Origin of the sequence: Sporosarcina sp. Marseille-Q4943 (genome assembly GCF_943736995.1) — a bacterium.
In the GTDB taxonomy this organism is placed as follows: domain Bacteria; phylum Bacillota; class Bacilli; order Bacillales_A; family Planococcaceae; genus Sporosarcina.
In genome coordinates this window covers 647,592-663,099 of record NZ_OX031157.1, presented here as the reverse complement: position 1 = coordinate 663,099, position 15,508 = coordinate 647,592, and the positions used below count along the sequence as shown (strand labels likewise).

Here is a 15,508-nt window from a genome sequence, read left to right as displayed (position 1 = left end):
CTCTATATTGGGAATATAGTGTAATATGAATAGTGTATAAGGGAATATTTGTCTTTTGTGTGAGGGGGATAGCTGAAAACAAATGGAGACCGTTAAATACGAGAAAATAGTTAACCGATTGATAAAATCAAAACATATTCATGAGTCCGTTTTATTTATTGAAAACATGAGTGGAGATTTTTCATATAAAAATGAGTATGGGGGCAAGAATATAGACGCCCCGTTACTAATGGCAAGCATCACTAAATTGTTTACAACTGCTTGTATTTTGATTTTGCGTGAACAAGGGAAGTTGTCGCTCGATGATAAGGTAACAAAATACTTCGATAGCAGCATACTCAGCAGACTTCATATGTTTAAGGGGCAAGAGTCTACTTCGAAATTGACAATCGCTAGTTTATTATTTCAAACAAGCGGACTACCGGATGCCTACGAAGAAAGTAAAAACAGCATTAAAAAACGTGTTCTCCGTGAAGATATGCACATTACATTCGATGAAAAGATAACGCTTACCAAACAATTGAAACCGCATTTTGCACCTAACAACTTGAATAGGGCTCATTATGCAGACATCAACTTTGATCTCCTCGGAAAGATAATTGAAACCATTACCAACTCCTCATTGGAAGATGTTTATAAGTCTTTGATCTTTGAACCATTGGATCTCGTGAAAACCTATTTACCTAGAGATGAGCATGACTTCACTCCAACTATTTATTATGAAGAGACCGCTATTTCCCGTCCAAAGTACATCAGTTGCTGTCGTGCTAGTGGTGGCGGTATTAGCACAGCTCGTGAATTGATGATATTTAGTAAAGCGTTCTTTGGAGGGAGTCTGTTTAACAAAGATGTTTTTTATCAGTTGGAAAAGTATAACAAGTTACAAGCTACCATGTACCCAATTCAATATGGCGGTGGCTACATGCGAATACCGTTAAATGGAATCCCTACACTTTTTATGGGAAAAGGAGAGTTAGTTGGACATTCGGGCTCAACAGGTTCATTTGCTTTTTATTTTCCTCAAGAGGATCTGTTTTTTGTAGGAGATGTAAATCAAATGGCGAATCCTGCACTTCCCATACGGTTGGCGATGCGGCTGGCAATCTCAAGTAAATAATGAATCGCATTCGAAATTCAAGATTAGAAATTGAATTGAAATGAAAGAGGGGGCAATGTCTTTGGGACAAAATACAACACCTGTTCATACACCACCTAAACATTTTGTTTCAGCTGCAACGATTGTACTCAATGATCAAAATGAAATTTTATTAATTAAAGGACCGATGAGAGGGTGGGAAATGCCAGGCGGAATCGTTGAGGAAGGCGAGTCTTTAAAAGATACAGCAATTAGGGAAACGAAAGAGGAATCAGGTATTGATGTTGAGATTCTTAAATTCTGTGGGATATTTCAAAATGTAAATAAATCAATTTGTAATACCCTATTTTTGGCTAAGCCAATAGGAGGTAAATTAACAACTTCGCCAGAGAGTTTAGAAGTTGGATTCTTTCCTATCGAATTAGCTTTGGAGATGATAACCCTGGGGAACTTCAGGCAAAGAATAGAGTACTGTCTTGATGACAGTCTTCAACCTTTTTATGTGGAATTTTAGTTTATATGGCAAGGAAGTGTGAACTGATGCAGGCACTACGATTGAAATTAGAAGAATATATCAACGAATATCTAAAGTTGTGGGACTTTTTTGGAGTTGTTCAAGTGATCGAAAAAGGGGAAGTGCTTTTTGAACGTGCATGCGGTTATGCAAGTATCGAGTTTGGAATAAAAAATGACATAAACTCGCGCTTTTCTATTGCTTCTATGTCAAAACAGTTTACAGCCTTTGCGATTATGCTTCTCTATGATAAGAAAATGTTGGATATCGATAAATCTGCACAATTATACCTTCCTGCCGGTATGAAGATTGATGAGTCAATTACTGTCCATCATTTATTATCCCACACCTCAGGTTTATATAATTTCACCAACTTTGTAGATGATTTTTTTGCTGGCTACAACAGAATGGATTATTCACGAAACTATTTTTTCAAGAAGTATATTAAGAAAAAACCTACAAAGCAAGCGGGAACAGTATTTGATTACAATAACTCGAACTATAATTTGCTTGCGTGGATCATTGAAAATGTTTCAGGAGAGACATACGATGATTTTCTAAGAAACCACATATTCCAGCCTTTACATATGATGACCAGCGAAGTGGATGATGGTTGTAAACCGATTAAAAACAGATCATGTAATTACGTAAAAGATTTTGACGCAACAATTAAATGTCCGTATTTTAATGAGAAATTTAGCATCGGTGCAGGTGCTATTATTTCAAGCTGTGAGGATTTGTTCAAATGGTATACCTGTTTACGAGATCGGAAACTACTTTCTGAGAAAGTGTATACCAGGTTTTTTATCGTGAACCAAAATAATTACTGCTATGGACTTGAGCATCATCATATTTACGGTACAGACAAGTATTCCCATGGAGGGGATCACCTTGGGATTTGTACTTATATGCAGAGTTTTTTCGATGAAGATATTTGTATCATCATCCTTTCTAATAATGAGGCGATAAATCAGTACAGACTGGGAAATGCAATTTCAGATATTCTACATCATGTTGATGTAGCTGCACCGACTAAATATCCAGAGATTCCAATCAATGAAAGTCAACTTAAAAAGTATTGCGGCACATACTTGAAAGATAAGATTGAAGTGGAATTCCTTAATGGCAAATTATACTTTACGAGATTCTCTGGCAATCTTCATATTGAAATCTACCCAGTAGGTGAAGGGGAATTTGCTAGAAGATATTCAGATCAAATCTATCTATACAATATTGTTGAGAACGATAAAGGCGAGATGTCGTTTTTCGGATATATAAAGGAAACCCTGTAAAATAGGATTATCATCAATAGGGAAAGAGAAATTGTTATATGGCAAGGGGGGATTTAATTGAAAATTAGGTTGTCTGCGTACAATGAAAAATGGGTTCAAATGTTCAATGATGAGGCTCTATTTTTAAGAGGCATATTCGGGGAGGAAATCATCAAAGTTGAACATTTTGGGAGTACCGCTGTTCCAGGGATGAAGGCAAAGCCTGTCATTGATATGATGTGTCTCGTGAAAGACATCAAGAAAATCGATTCCTTTAATGAGCAAATGGATTCGTTGGGATACGATGTTGCTGGTGAATGGGGAATTGAAGGCCGACGGTTGTTTCGCAAAGGTGGGGAAAATAGAACCCATCACATTCATGTTTATCAGCATGACAACTCTCATATTCATCGCCATCTGGTATTGCGAGATTATTTGAGAGCTCATCCTGACGAAGTCGCACGATATACATACATAAAACAAGAGTTAGCTCAACGATATGATGATACTGTTTTATACAGCAAAGAAAAAAAGCCTTTCGTAAAGGAATTGGAACAACGTGCGGTGAATTGGTTTGAAAACCAGTGAGCAAACACTGGAAGTAACATAAACCACAATAATCTAATTGAAAAACCGATGGGGGACCGTATTATGATCAATAACCTAAAAAGCGAAAGAGTCATTCTTCGAGAAATGGAAGAAAACGATTGGAAGGGTGTTCACAAATATGCATCGCAAGAAAAGGTTTGTCAATATCAGCCTTGGGGACCAAACTCAGAGCAAGAGTCTGAGGGTTTTGTGAAGCAGGTTATCAAAGACGCCAAAAAAGAACCGAGGAGCCGATTCATGTTTGCAGTAATTGATAAGGAAAGCGGAGAAATGATTGGTGCAGGAGAGATAAATATTCGAGACTTTAGCAATAGAGTCGGTGAGATTGCATACATAGTGAACCCCCAATACTGGGGGAAGGGATATGCGACAGATTTAGCGAAACTGTTAATTGCATATGGCTTCAATGATTTAAAACTACATCGTATTTTTGCAACTTGTGACCCGAGAAATATTGGTTCATCAAGGGTCTTAGAAAAGGTGGGACTGATTAAGGAAGGTAGGATGCGTGAGAATTTATTACTAAAAGACGGCTGGCGTGATTCGCTTTTATACAGCATCTTAGAACATGAGTTTTTCATAGATAAGAATACGTAAATTACAAAGGGGATTTATAATGCAAAACTTCCATTATGAAATAGTAGAGATACCTGCGTATCGGGGAATCGGATTAATGTGGGATGGACCGTACACAGAAGTTAGCACTTTGAAAAAACTTATCAGTAGCATGAGTGGGAGAGTAGGAGAGTTAGATTACGCAATCAATCCGAAAGTGCAATTAGGACTGTCCTATCATCTTCGTCCTGATGGGTTTGTACATTATTCTGTGTATGAGGTTAGCGGAGAACAGCAGCTGCTTGAAGGTATGGTGGAAATAAATGTACCGGAAATGACTTACTTAATGGTACATCATAAAAAAGATCAAAACATTGGTCAGACTTATGACAAGGTTTATCAATGGTTGAAGGAAAGTGAGTATGAGCCATTTATGGAGCCTAATGTGGAATATTACGATGCTTTACCGATAAAACATGAACGATATCCGCATGATCGCGATTTTAACAATCCGCATTTTGATATCTTAATTCCTATTAGTAAGAGGGAATAATTAGTAAGTTGTTCAATAATGGGAAACGATTATAGAATTAGAAGATATGCCCCTTTTTAAATAAACGGGCCAAATTATCTTTAAAGGGAGTAATGTAGATGAAAGCTGTAATCCAAAATGAATTTGGTGATGCAAATGTACTTTCGTATGCTGATATCGATATACCGAAAAGAAGCGAGAACGAAGTATTAATAAAGACCAAGTATACAAGTGTGAATTATGCTGATATTAAACAACGCATGGGAACTAAAGGAGAAGGGAGTTTCCCATTAATTATTGGATTGGATGTTTCTGGGGTTGTTGAAGAAGTTTCTACGCATTCTAAATTTTCAAAGGGAGACCGTGTCATAGCTTTTTCGAAAGCTGGTTCATATGCGGAATATATAGTAGCGAATGAACACCTAGTTTTTAAGATTCCAGATAATCTTTCCTTTGAAAAGGCTGCCACAATGCCAACTGTATCTATTTTGTCTTATATACTATTGCATGAGATCGGACAAGTGAATAAAACGGATACAATTGTAATACATAGTGCGGCTGGTGGTGTGGGTTCAATGCTCGTACAATTAGCAAAATTAGCTGGTGTTGAAAAAATTATTGGAACTGTCGGGAATACTGCTAAAGAAGACTATGTTAAGAAGTTAGGCGCTGATATGGTTTGCACTTATGACAGTTTTGTAGATGAAGTCATGAAGCAAACAAATAATCAAGGCGCTGATGTTATCTTCGACTCAGTTGCTGGAGAAGTCACCAGTAGGAGTTTAGATTGTTTAGCGTTATATGGCACATTGGTCCAGTTTGGGAATAGTAGTGGGAAAGCAGGTACTTTTAAAACAAGTGATGTCCATAGTAGTTGTAGGAGCGTAAAAGGTTTCAGTTTAGGAACAACCCGAAAGCATAATCCAGGCCGATTGGCTCCGGTCGCTGCCAAAGTAACGGAATTGTTTTCTGAAAATAAAATTGCACTTCCTATTGCTCAAGTCTTCGATTTAAGTGATGCCACAGAAGCTCATAAATTAATGGAGAGTCGTAACTATGTAGGAAAAATCTTGATTAAAATATAAAAAAGGGGGGATTAAATGTTATCGGGGGAAAGGGTGAGGTTTAGAAAAATGGTTAAAGACGATGCTTATATATACCACAAATGGAGAAATGACTTAGAAGTAATGTTTTCAACTAGTCCAACTTTGGATTTATATTCTATCGAGGAAACAAAACATTTCGTCGAGAACATTATTTTAGGTTCTAGTAATTCTAAAAGTTACATTATTGAGGACAACGAGACAAATAAACCGATCGGTATTACATCGCTTGTTAATATAGATGTCAAAAACCGAAACGCTGAATTGATAATCGATATTGGAGAAAAAAGTTATTGGGGAAAAGGGTTAGGTACCGAAGCAGTAAGAACAATTTTAGAATATGCCTTTTTAGAACTTAACTTCCATCGAATTTCCTTAAGAGTATTTTCTTTAAATCCAAAAGCGATTCATATCTATACGAAATTAGGTTTTAAACAAGAAGGCGTTAGTAGACAATCTTTATACCGAAATGGGGAGTGGCACGATATTATTAATATGAGTATTCTAAAAGATGAATATCTCGAAATATAGCCTTGTTATTTATCCGAATAACATATAACAGCATTTCCATATATCCTAGTTACATAGTTGTTGAATATTCGGTCCAAATTGAAGAAGAAATGAAGAGAGATGATTTATTGAAATTTATTGAGTTCGGGATAGGTAATACTTGGCTAGTAAGGACTGAGACTGAGTTAGAAGATGGAACAGAATATGAGGAAAAAGGAATAGTAGGACCAATAAAATACCACTCTATATATTTAAGAATTTGGATCTGTAAGACTGCTTTAATCTTTGACTCAAAAGAAGGTTTTAAACGAAGTAGAAAGAGGCGAAAAGCAATTAAATTAATTTTAGGTATAGCTGGTAGTTAAATTACTTGTTACAATTGTGCGCGTTAGTCGAAAAAGAAAGGACATAACATATTTTAGAGTGACTAAAATGTTATGTCCTTTAAAATTCTTTTCTCGAGTGTTAAGGCTACTTAATAAACTTCTCAATCTCATCCTTATGCTCTTTCACTAACTTATCCAATACCGCATTTGCCTTTTTATTATATTCTTCAACATTAAAATTTTTATCATCCACCATCGGTTCGCCTAGCATCTTATCCAAATAGGCTTGCAGATAGACACCTATTTCCTGACTTGCTGTTACATGCTTTTCAAAAAACTCTTTTGGCTCCATTCCCAGTTTTTTAGCTTGCGACTCATAGAACTTCCGGGTATCCTTTGCGATTTCAGATTTATCGTCATCCTGCGGATAGGATTCAACAATTGAGTCCTTAGACAAATGAATTCCCTGAAGTTCTTCAGATACATCAAGATTCATTTTCTTAACTTCTTGTTCTGCCAATTTCGCTTTAATCGTCCCATCCAGATTCTCTAGAATTTTTTCATCCGGATATAATAAGCGCAGTTCACCGACTGTAATTTCTTCCCCTCTCACAACGGCTGCAACGTCTTCATCATCATACTTTGATATGGAGTTACATCCAGCTAGAATCATCAAACAGCTAAGAAACATGGCACTCGCAAATCTTTTCATTCATCCCACCCCTTTGTTAGATGAACACTTGTCATTCATTCACATACAACGACTTGCCGTTCGAATGTACCTTTTTTCGCTACACAGCGGTCCACGATTTCGAAGCCAGCTTCCATAATCATATGATCCATCGGCTCGATCGTCACAATTACAAGTTTCGAAGTAATCCGTCTGGCAGCTTTTAAAATGTCCAGTTGTCCTTCATCTGTAATATGTGTAAACAGATTGTATGGCATGTCGATAATCGCAGCATCATATGTATCCGTCACTTCGGCAATAGGGCCCTTCACAACTTCCCCTTCCAACCCGAAGTGGGCGAGATTCTTTCTTGAGCCAAGACAGACGAGAGGGTTGATATCCCTTCCGACGATGTCAATGCCCATGGAGCGAGCTTCCACCAAAACAGTTCCGATTCCGCAGCAAGGATCGATTGCCCGGACACCTTCAGGATGGGGGACGGCAATGTTGGCGACGGCTCTCGCAACACGTGTGCTCAGCGCTGTTGAATACATATGAGGCTTTTGCATATGGAATCGCCATATTGGCTCGCTTTCATCAACAATGCCGAAATGCCAAGTCCCTTCAAGCAAGACGACCCCAAAGTTCACTTCAGGCTCCAGTAAATCCGCTTCCCCTTGGATTACTTCACCGATCTTCCGCTCAATGCTGCGCCTCTCTGGTTGGCGAAGTTTTGGGGTGGAAGAAAGTGCGATTGAATTTAGGCACGTCACTTTAAAAGTCTTATGGCTGACAAATTCAGATGCTTGCTTTATTATCTCTTCCAGATCACTTCCGGAGAACAGAATTTCCAGACGCTCTTTCATGAAAGGGCTTCTGCTTGGATCGATCTTCACATTACTCTTAATGACGTTCGAAGGGCTGTCAAAGCCGAAAAAAGCCCTCATTTCCAATCGGCATAGATCATGTTCGTCCATTTGCCGTACATATGTGTAGATGAATTCCTTGTTTTCAACTTCAAATGCATGCTTCAATTTGCTGCCTCGATCGCTTCAAGCAAATTGAAGATGAATCGATAGGCGAGATCCATCGCATCTTTTATTTCCAGCTCTTTATGGAAACCGTCCAATTGATCGAGCGGTATATTGACGTCCCATAGTCCGTCCTTGTCGGAAAACATGGCACTATATGTTTTTGAACCGACATTCGCATCCAAATATTCCTTCAGGAAAGAACCCCGCTTTTTCTGCACTTTCAATCCGAAAAGGACTGTCGATGTCTCGAAGACATCATCCATTTCAAATGCAATTCCATCGACTCCGATTGTTTCGAAGGCATTCGATTCGACGTAGAGGAATTCATCAACGTTCTTCGAAAAATAAGAGACCGGTTCATTCATGAATGATTCTGGTTCCGCTTGGATCACTTCTTCCGTCTCTTTCAAGCATCTTTCAATGACGGGAAAGCTCCAGTCTTTATTGTCAGTTTCCGTAGTTTCCTGAATCAATCCTTGTTTGACTGCGTACGCTCGTTCAATTGGAAACAATGCTTCATTTTCAGCGACCAAATGCGCTATTTTATCTTTCAACATCAAAGACACTCCTTTTCATTCACCAGTATACATTACTTCATAGCCCTTCTGCCGGATTATTCATCCGGATACCAAGGATTCAAATGGATGAGCACTTCATCCACATCCGCGTGTTCATCAATGATCAAATTTCGGATTTGACTTGAAATATCGTGACCTTCCTGGATTGTCAACGTACCGGAAATGCCGATCCTCAAATCGACGAGGACATAATGACCGTGCTCCCGTGCGCGTAGGCGGTCGATCCTTTTCACTTCTGGAACTGTGCGGATCAATGTCGCAAATTCCTGTAGACGTTCTTCCGACACGTTCTTTTCCATTAGTATATCCATTGCCTCAATACCGATTTCATAAGCTAATCTTAGGACAAGCACCGAGACGATCACACCTGCAAATGGATCACCGTATAACAAGATCGGGATATGATAGGCATCACCGATCAATGCCAACCCGATACCGACAACAGCTGCAAGGGATGCATAAACATCAGCCAAATGGTCGTATGCTGTTGCTATCAATCCTTTACTGTTCACCTTTTTCCCGATGCGCATCGTGTAAATATAGAGAGCCTGCTTCCAGAAGAGGGAAAGAATGGCGGTGATCAATGCAATGACACTCGCCTTCGCTGGCTCTTCAAAAAATGTTTTGACGGCCTCATAACCGATATAAACGGCAGCAATTCCTAAAATGATGGCAACAAGGCCGGATCCGATGACTTCAGCTTTCCCATGCCCATAAGGATGGTCTTCATCAGCAGGGCGTTGCGAATATCGCATGGACGTCAAGGCCGCGGCTGATGCGACAACATCTCCTGCGTTATGGAAACCGTCCGCGAGCAAGACGGGACTGTTAAAAAGTACACCAACAAGGATTTTCAAAACGGTTAATACAATATTGCTGATCAGGCTTATCCAAATCGCAAAGACCGATGCGATGGAATGGTTTTGTTTTGTTGTCATTTACTATGCCTCCAAGATGATTTTCCCCGGGGAAACAAAAACCCCTGACATATTGTTGTCAAGGGCTTGGGTAAATAATATCTATAGTTGCGTTCAATATTGGATTTTATCATGATCATCACTCTTTTTTTCGTCAATGACTTAAGCATAGCATTACTTCATATAGCGAGCAAGAAATTGGCAACACATGATAATATATTTAACAAAGTTGTTTCGGATTTCATTGCAATTGAATGATGAAATCATTATAATACAATAAAATGAATAAAAATACATATGAGAGGTTGATTATACATGAAGCTTTGGGGAGGACGTTTTACAAGCCGTGCAGATGAAATAATGGAGCAGTTCAACACGTCATTGCCGGTCGACTATAGATTATATAAAGAAGATATTGCAGGTAGCCTTGCCCACGTCACGATGCTCGTACATACGGACCTATTGACACCGGAGGAAGGGGATTTGCTCGTTCAAGGTCTAGAATCGATCCTGCATGATATCGATAACGGTGAACTTGTCATCGAAGGAGACTACGAAGACATCCATTCTTTCGTGGAAATGCATTTGACAGAAAGGATTGGGGAAACGGGGAAGAAGCTCCATACGGCACGTAGCCGGAATGACCAAGTGGCGGTTGATATGCGTCTATATGCAAAGAATAAAGCGGTCGAGGTGATGGACGGCTTACAGACACTGATTGATTCCTTGCATGCAAAAGCGAAAGCGAACAACGTCATCATGCCTGGATATACACATTTGCAGCGTGCGCAAGTCGTCACATTTGGCCATCATTTAGGCGCCTATGAGCAAATGTTCAAACGTGATAAAAAACGTGTTGGCAATGCACTTGAACTGCTCGATGAAAACCCGTTAGGATGCGGGGCACTTGCCGGGACGACACATGCAATTGATCGTGAAATTACAACCAATCTACTAGGTTTCGCGAAACCGGTCGATAATTTTCTCGACGGTGTGAGCGACCGCGATTATATGCTGGAACTCATGTCCGATTTCTCTATCATCATGATGCACTTGAGCCGTTTGAGCGAAGAGCTGATTTTATGGAGCAGCCAAGAATTCAAGTTCATTACAATGGCGGATGCCTATTCGACGGGCAGCAGCATCATGCCGCAGAAGAAAAACCCTGACGCGGCGGAACTCATCCGCGGCAAAACGGGTAGAGTGTACGGTTCCTTATTCGCTTTATTGACGACATTGAAAGGCTTGCCGTTGACGTACAACAAAGACATGCAGGAGGATAAAGAGCAATTTTTCGACGCGCTTGATACAGTCCTTGATTGCATGGAAATCATGTCGAAGATGATCGACACATTGAAAGTGAATGCCGACAATATGAAAGCGGCCATCAAAGCCGGCTTCCTGAATGCAACGGAAGTCGCCGATTATTTGGTAGCAAAAGGCACTCCGTTCCGTGACGCACATGAAATCGTCGGGAAAATCATCATTTATTGCGAAGCGGAGAAGAAAGCAATCGAGGATTTGACAGTGGAGGAACTGTCGTCGTTTAGCGATAAGATAGTGGATGATATTTACGATTATATTGATTACGAAAACATTTTGACGAAAGGCAATAAGGGGTTAATGAAGGAGATTGGGGAATAACAAGACGTTTTCTCATTGATGGTTCGTTCCGCGTCCAAAGCGTTGCGTTCCGCGCCCAAAGCAAGGCATGCCACGCTCATAACCATTAAAAAGCCAGAGGGAATTTCCTCTGGCTTTTGTCATGCCTTTTGAATTCTATAATGAATCGTCAAAAACGGTATCGAAAAAATCCACATTTCATGCTTCGCGGTCATGGACCCATCCGCCTCTTCACGAACGATGAAGTTTTCCTCCAGCGGCAGTTTGAAATACTTTCCAAGTTTTGAAGTCAAATAGATTCCCGCATCTGATGCGGGGTTGGTTTTCTTGCTCGTCAATTGCAAGTTATTGCCTTGCTCAATCAGTTCCAAAACACCGGTCATCGTCGAAAAAGGTAACGGCAATGCAATATTCATATACTCCTTGCCTGTGACAGACTGATGATAGGAATAAAGGGCGATGAATGCAAAGCTGTCGTCAACCTTCCGGATCCATGCACGGGCATCAGGTCTGCCATCTAAACCAGGCACCACCGTAATCACATCGCCAGTCATCTCCACTTCATTTCGATGGAGTGGCAAATTGATCTGCTCCGTCCTTATGCTAATCAATGAATAGAGATAGGCAAAAGGTTTAAACCACTTACGCCAATGCACGGTGGAGAATAACTGGTAATCAATCGTGTTTTCGTAAAAATCAACAATACGAGGCGACACCTTGCTTACTCCATAGCGTTTCATGTCATCAACAAGTCCTCTATGCCGTCCAGTTGCGCCAAGCTGTTCAACTCGCTGTTTTCCTTTCACCCTACTAATCGGGAAGTTTGGTTCTTTATAGTTGGGAGCAGGAACGGACAACAGCCATCCTAGAACTCCACACAACGCAAAGATGATACAATTCAACACACCGTGAAAACGAAGCATGAAGTCGATCGTAATGGAAGTGAGCCCGAAGCCGTTTCCGAGTACGTAAAGGAGCGAGAACAAAATCGTCAGACCAAGAGATGTAAAAGAAGTGACGACAAGCCATTTTTGTACACGGTTCACAAATCGCGCACGCCAGGCAATCGCAATCATTCCCGCCAATCCTACGATATAAAGTAGTACAGAAAACAACTCGATCCATCGAGAAAAGGTGATACCGATTGCCACTACCATCGGCGCAGCCAATAAAAGGATGCTGGAAATCGAATAGGACCGCGTCTTATGCAGCCTCCCAAGCAACCCAATGAAATTGGGCAACAGGAAGGCGGAGTAATGAAAATGAATCCCCGTAAGCCACGTCAATAAAGGAGTGAAACCCGTATCAATATCCGCCACGTAAGCAAAATACCAACCACCTCCGAGCGCTATGTACATCATCCCGAGGTCGATTGAAAACTCCTCGATACTTGTAAATCCGCGGCGCAAAAACCGGGACAGTCCATACAATGCAATGAAAACCGTGAAGGCCAAATAGATGATAGCGGGAATCGCGGACCAAGTGGGTGACAATAGTTGAATGATCGCAACCGAAACATATGCGGGAATCGCAATATAATAATAGAGCTTCGAAAACCAATCTCCGCGTTTCATGACAAAGCGAAGAGCAATCGGTACATAGACGACCTGCGCAATCGTCAGCAGTAAATAGGGCCATGGATCTTTGCTAAAAACAGCGATGATCATAAACAATATAAAGTGAATAAGCACGAATTTACGCATTTTGCACAAACTCCCCTTCATAGGAAAAGACATGGCCAATCAATGGATTCCGAACGTTTACGCTAATTCGGTAAACGGCATCCGCTTCATCATAACGTTCCGTCACCGTCGCTAAACCTTGCAAGGGTTTCGGCAACGGCAACTCGACTTTGCCGAGAACGAGGCGTTGATTCAATGAATGGATTGTCAGCGAGCCATCATCCGAAACTTCGAAAGCTAAGTCGGAATAGACCAAAGGGGGCTCCCCGAGATAATCTTTGATGACGAGGCGTGTTTCATCCAAACTCATTAACGCATTGAAGTAGCGCTTCGTCGAACCGAAATGAAAGATGCGCTCCCAATGGATTTGGCTCTCGCTGTTCTTTCCAAGACGAGCCGTGTTTGTAATGGAAAAAGGAATGTTGTTTCCTCGCTCCGGGAACAGCAGCTTCCAATTGACACCGAGCCGGAAAAGGGGATATAGCCATCTAGGTCCGCCCTTAATTTCTTTCATCGTGCCGGTCGCTTCAAATGCGCTTCCATCGGGTAGGTCATAACGCTTTTGCAACATCGGATGCAATCGATCAAAATTTTTACCAAGAACTCTTTTATAAATGGACAACATACTCACCTTTTCCTTTTACAGCTTTTTGCCGTCGGTAGACAATCGCTACTGAAATACCCAATGAGGGAGAGGACAAACAACGACAGATTGAACGTCACTGGGTTGAATGGATGGATGGCCGCTTCAGGCGCCGCTATCATCGCCGCAATCGTGAGAAGTGGAAAGATGATTAGCTGCAAGGTAAATAAATGTTTCTTCCTCTTATAAATCAGCCATAGAACACCGAACAGCACTTCAGCGATTCCAATGCCAATCATGATGGCTGTAATTGTTGGGTCGTCAAATGGAATTGTACTCGCCAACATCCTTTTTTCCTCAGGATGCATGCCGATAATTTTTGGAAGTAGACCATGGTAGATCCAAACGAATGCGAACAACATAGCGAGCCCATACGTCGTGAAAAAGCGGTAGTATTGGGAACGGGGAGATTCCCCTTTTTCAAGCCATCTTTTCAATACATCGAAACTGAGAGCGGTGCCCCATCCGATGATCGGGCGGAAGACGAATGCATCAAACGCTTTTCCGATCGACCCAAAATTCGCATCGTAATCATATTGCGTAAGGAATTTTGTCCCTTTTTGTTGGGGTTCATATTTCCAATACCCTTTCCCTTCCTTGATTGGCGAAACCCATTGATCCGTTCCGAAATGCAGGGAAGACGACCGGGTGCCATCGCCTTTATTGAATGTCCCCGTACTTTTCCCCCAGCCTTCGACGGTTAGAAGGGGGGAAACACTTCGTTTGTATGTAAACATTTGGGGCTCACCGTCTTTTTTCGGTAAATAGGTGATGGATGAAAATCGCAAATCCCATTGCGAATGCAAGTCCGGATCTTGTGATGCATCCCAAACATCATCTATATGTGAATCAATCTCTATTTCAACGTAAATCGGCTTCTTTTTCATAAAATTCACCTCATTATCAATGACGTTTTCTTTAATGAAATGTTTCTAATGATTTCCAATCAATCGCCGTTTGAACAACAAAAAAAGGAGCCGTTAAGCTCCTTTTTTCATCCCATAATATTGTAGCCACCATCTACGTAAATGACTTCTCCGGTTACACCGCTTGAAAGATCGCTTAACATCGCAATCGACATCTTCGCGACTTCCTCATTTGTAATATTGCGCTTCAATGGAGCTTTTTCTTCGATTTGCCCCAAAATCGTGTTGAAAGAAGGAACACCTTTCGCAGAAAGGGTACGGACAGCGCCTGCTGAGATTGCGTTGACACGGATCGCTTCTTTCCCTAAATCATTCGCCAAGTAGCGGACAGACGCTTCAAGTGCAGCTTTTGCGACACCCATAACATTGTAGCCGTCAAGCACACGTTCAGCACCTAAATAGCTCATCGTGATGATTGAGCCGCCTTCTGTCATGAAGCGGCGTGCTTCCCTTGCAGTTGCAATGAGGGAGTAGGAGCTTGAATCTTGTGCGAATGCATAGCCGCTTCTCGTCGTTTCAACAAAATCATTTTTCAAATCTTCGGCATGCGCAAACGCGATAGAATGAACAACCCCATGGATCGTTCCAAGCGTTTCGCCGATCAACGTAAATGCATGCTGAATGCTTTCATCATCATTCACATCGCATTGGACGATCATTTTCGCTTCAAGTCCGTTGCTGTCCAAAGCTTTCTCGAGCTTTGCTAGCGAGCGCTCCTTGCGATACGTGAAAATGACGTTCGCCCCGACATCAAATAGGGACTTCGCTACGCCCCATGCAATGCTTCGCTCATTCGCCACGCCCATTACGACAATGTTTTTCCCTTTAAGCTTCAATAAATCTTCCATAGTGACCTCCTCGGTAAAAACTATCACCTAATATTAGTACCTGATAATAACGATAGTATAACATAATCTCC

General features: G+C 41.0%; 18 protein-coding genes. 10 read left to right on the top strand and 8 right to left on the bottom strand.

Annotated elements, in window-relative coordinates:
* The first annotated feature begins 82 nt into the window (after nucleotides 1-82).
* The 9 genes from NIT04_RS12180 (at nucleotide 83) to NIT04_RS12140 (ending at nucleotide 6,555) form a co-directional block, all read left to right on the top strand.
* Nucleotides 83-1,117, top strand: coding sequence for a serine hydrolase (locus NIT04_RS12180; RefSeq protein WP_252503867.1), 1,035 nt, complete (start codon nucleotides 83-85; stop codon nucleotides 1,115-1,117).
* 61 nt (nucleotides 1,118-1,178) lie between these two features.
* Nucleotides 1,179-1,610: an NUDIX hydrolase gene (locus tag NIT04_RS12175; protein WP_252503866.1), complete on the top strand. Its 432-nt coding sequence runs from the start codon at nucleotides 1,179-1,181 to the stop codon at nucleotides 1,608-1,610.
* A gap of 41 nt (nucleotides 1,611-1,651) precedes the next feature.
* A complete protein-coding gene (locus NIT04_RS12170; protein WP_252503865.1) occupies nucleotides 1,652-2,902 on the top strand; it encodes a serine hydrolase in 1,251 nt (416 codons plus the stop codon).
* Between the two features lie 57 nt (nucleotides 2,903-2,959).
* A complete protein-coding gene (locus NIT04_RS12165) occupies nucleotides 2,960-3,469 on the top strand; it encodes a GrpB family protein (RefSeq protein ID WP_252503864.1) in 510 nt (169 codons plus the stop codon).
* Nucleotides 3,470-3,532: 63 nt separating this feature from the next.
* Nucleotides 3,533-4,087 carry a GNAT family N-acetyltransferase gene (locus tag NIT04_RS12160; RefSeq protein ID WP_252503863.1) on the top strand — a complete coding sequence of 185 codons (555 nt, stop codon included), beginning with the start codon at nucleotides 3,533-3,535 and terminating at the stop codon, nucleotides 4,085-4,087.
* 19 nt (nucleotides 4,088-4,106) lie between these two features.
* Nucleotides 4,107-4,598, top strand: coding sequence for a GyrI-like domain-containing protein (locus NIT04_RS12155; protein ID WP_252503862.1), 492 nt, complete (start codon nucleotides 4,107-4,109; stop codon nucleotides 4,596-4,598).
* A 98-nt stretch (nucleotides 4,599-4,696) separates the two neighbouring features.
* A complete protein-coding gene (locus tag NIT04_RS12150; protein ID WP_252503861.1) occupies nucleotides 4,697-5,662 on the top strand; it encodes a zinc-binding alcohol dehydrogenase family protein in 966 nt (321 codons plus the stop codon).
* Between the two features lie 15 nt (nucleotides 5,663-5,677).
* Nucleotides 5,678-6,211 (top strand): GNAT family N-acetyltransferase, encoded by a 534-nt coding sequence (locus tag NIT04_RS12145; RefSeq protein ID WP_252503860.1) that lies wholly within the window; start codon nucleotides 5,678-5,680, stop codon nucleotides 6,209-6,211.
* A gap of 107 nt (nucleotides 6,212-6,318) precedes the next feature.
* Nucleotides 6,319-6,555 (top strand): DUF3977 family protein, encoded by a 237-nt coding sequence (locus tag NIT04_RS12140; RefSeq protein WP_252503859.1) that lies wholly within the window; start codon nucleotides 6,319-6,321, stop codon nucleotides 6,553-6,555.
* Nucleotides 6,556-6,661: 106 nt separating this feature from the next.
* Here NIT04_RS12140 and NIT04_RS12135 read toward each other — a convergent pair whose 3' ends face one another.
* From NIT04_RS12135 to NIT04_RS12120, 4 genes are read right to left on the bottom strand one after another with little or no spacing between them, the layout of a single operon-like run.
* The gene (locus NIT04_RS12135; RefSeq protein ID WP_252503858.1) at nucleotides 6,662-7,228 is read right to left on the bottom strand and encodes a hypothetical protein; all 567 of its coding nucleotides are present in this window, start codon (nucleotides 7,226-7,228) and stop codon (nucleotides 6,662-6,664) included.
* 35 nt (nucleotides 7,229-7,263) lie between these two features.
* Nucleotides 7,264-8,163, bottom strand: coding sequence for a TRM11 family methyltransferase (locus tag NIT04_RS12130; protein WP_252505096.1), 900 nt, complete (start codon nucleotides 8,161-8,163; stop codon nucleotides 7,264-7,266).
* A 53-nt stretch (nucleotides 8,164-8,216) separates the two neighbouring features.
* The gene (locus tag NIT04_RS12125; protein ID WP_252503857.1) at nucleotides 8,217-8,777 is read right to left on the bottom strand and encodes a branched-chain amino acid aminotransferase; all 561 of its coding nucleotides are present in this window, start codon (nucleotides 8,775-8,777) and stop codon (nucleotides 8,217-8,219) included.
* A gap of 56 nt (nucleotides 8,778-8,833) precedes the next feature.
* Complete coding sequence (locus tag NIT04_RS12120) at nucleotides 8,834-9,736, bottom strand: cation diffusion facilitator family transporter (protein WP_252503856.1); 903 nt, start codon at nucleotides 9,734-9,736, stop codon at nucleotides 8,834-8,836.
* Nucleotides 9,737-10,030: 294 nt separating this feature from the next.
* On the opposite strand from NIT04_RS12120, the gene argH reads away from it, so the two are divergent.
* Nucleotides 10,031-11,359, top strand: coding sequence for an argininosuccinate lyase (argH, locus tag NIT04_RS12115; protein ID WP_252503855.1), 1,329 nt, complete (start codon nucleotides 10,031-10,033; stop codon nucleotides 11,357-11,359).
* A 119-nt stretch (nucleotides 11,360-11,478) separates the two neighbouring features.
* Here argH and NIT04_RS12110 read toward each other — a convergent pair whose 3' ends face one another.
* The 4 genes from NIT04_RS12110 to NIT04_RS12095 form a co-directional block, all read right to left on the bottom strand.
* On the bottom strand, nucleotides 11,479-13,041 hold the full coding sequence (locus NIT04_RS12110; protein WP_252503854.1) for a YndJ family protein: 1,563 nt from the start codon (nucleotides 13,039-13,041) through the stop codon (nucleotides 11,479-11,481).
* Nucleotides 13,034-13,645 (bottom strand): DUF4166 domain-containing protein, encoded by a 612-nt coding sequence (locus NIT04_RS12105; protein ID WP_252503853.1) that lies wholly within the window; start codon nucleotides 13,643-13,645, stop codon nucleotides 13,034-13,036. Before NIT04_RS12105 ends, NIT04_RS12110 begins: the two co-directional genes overlap by 8 nt.
* Before the next feature lie 2 nt (nucleotides 13,646-13,647).
* The gene (locus NIT04_RS12100) at nucleotides 13,648-14,550 is read right to left on the bottom strand and encodes a DoxX-like family protein (protein ID WP_252503852.1); all 903 of its coding nucleotides are present in this window, start codon (nucleotides 14,548-14,550) and stop codon (nucleotides 13,648-13,650) included.
* 107 nt (nucleotides 14,551-14,657) lie between these two features.
* Complete coding sequence (locus NIT04_RS12095) at nucleotides 14,658-15,437, bottom strand: enoyl-ACP reductase (protein WP_252503851.1); 780 nt, start codon at nucleotides 15,435-15,437, stop codon at nucleotides 14,658-14,660.
* Between the last annotated feature and the right edge of the window lie 71 nt (nucleotides 15,438-15,508).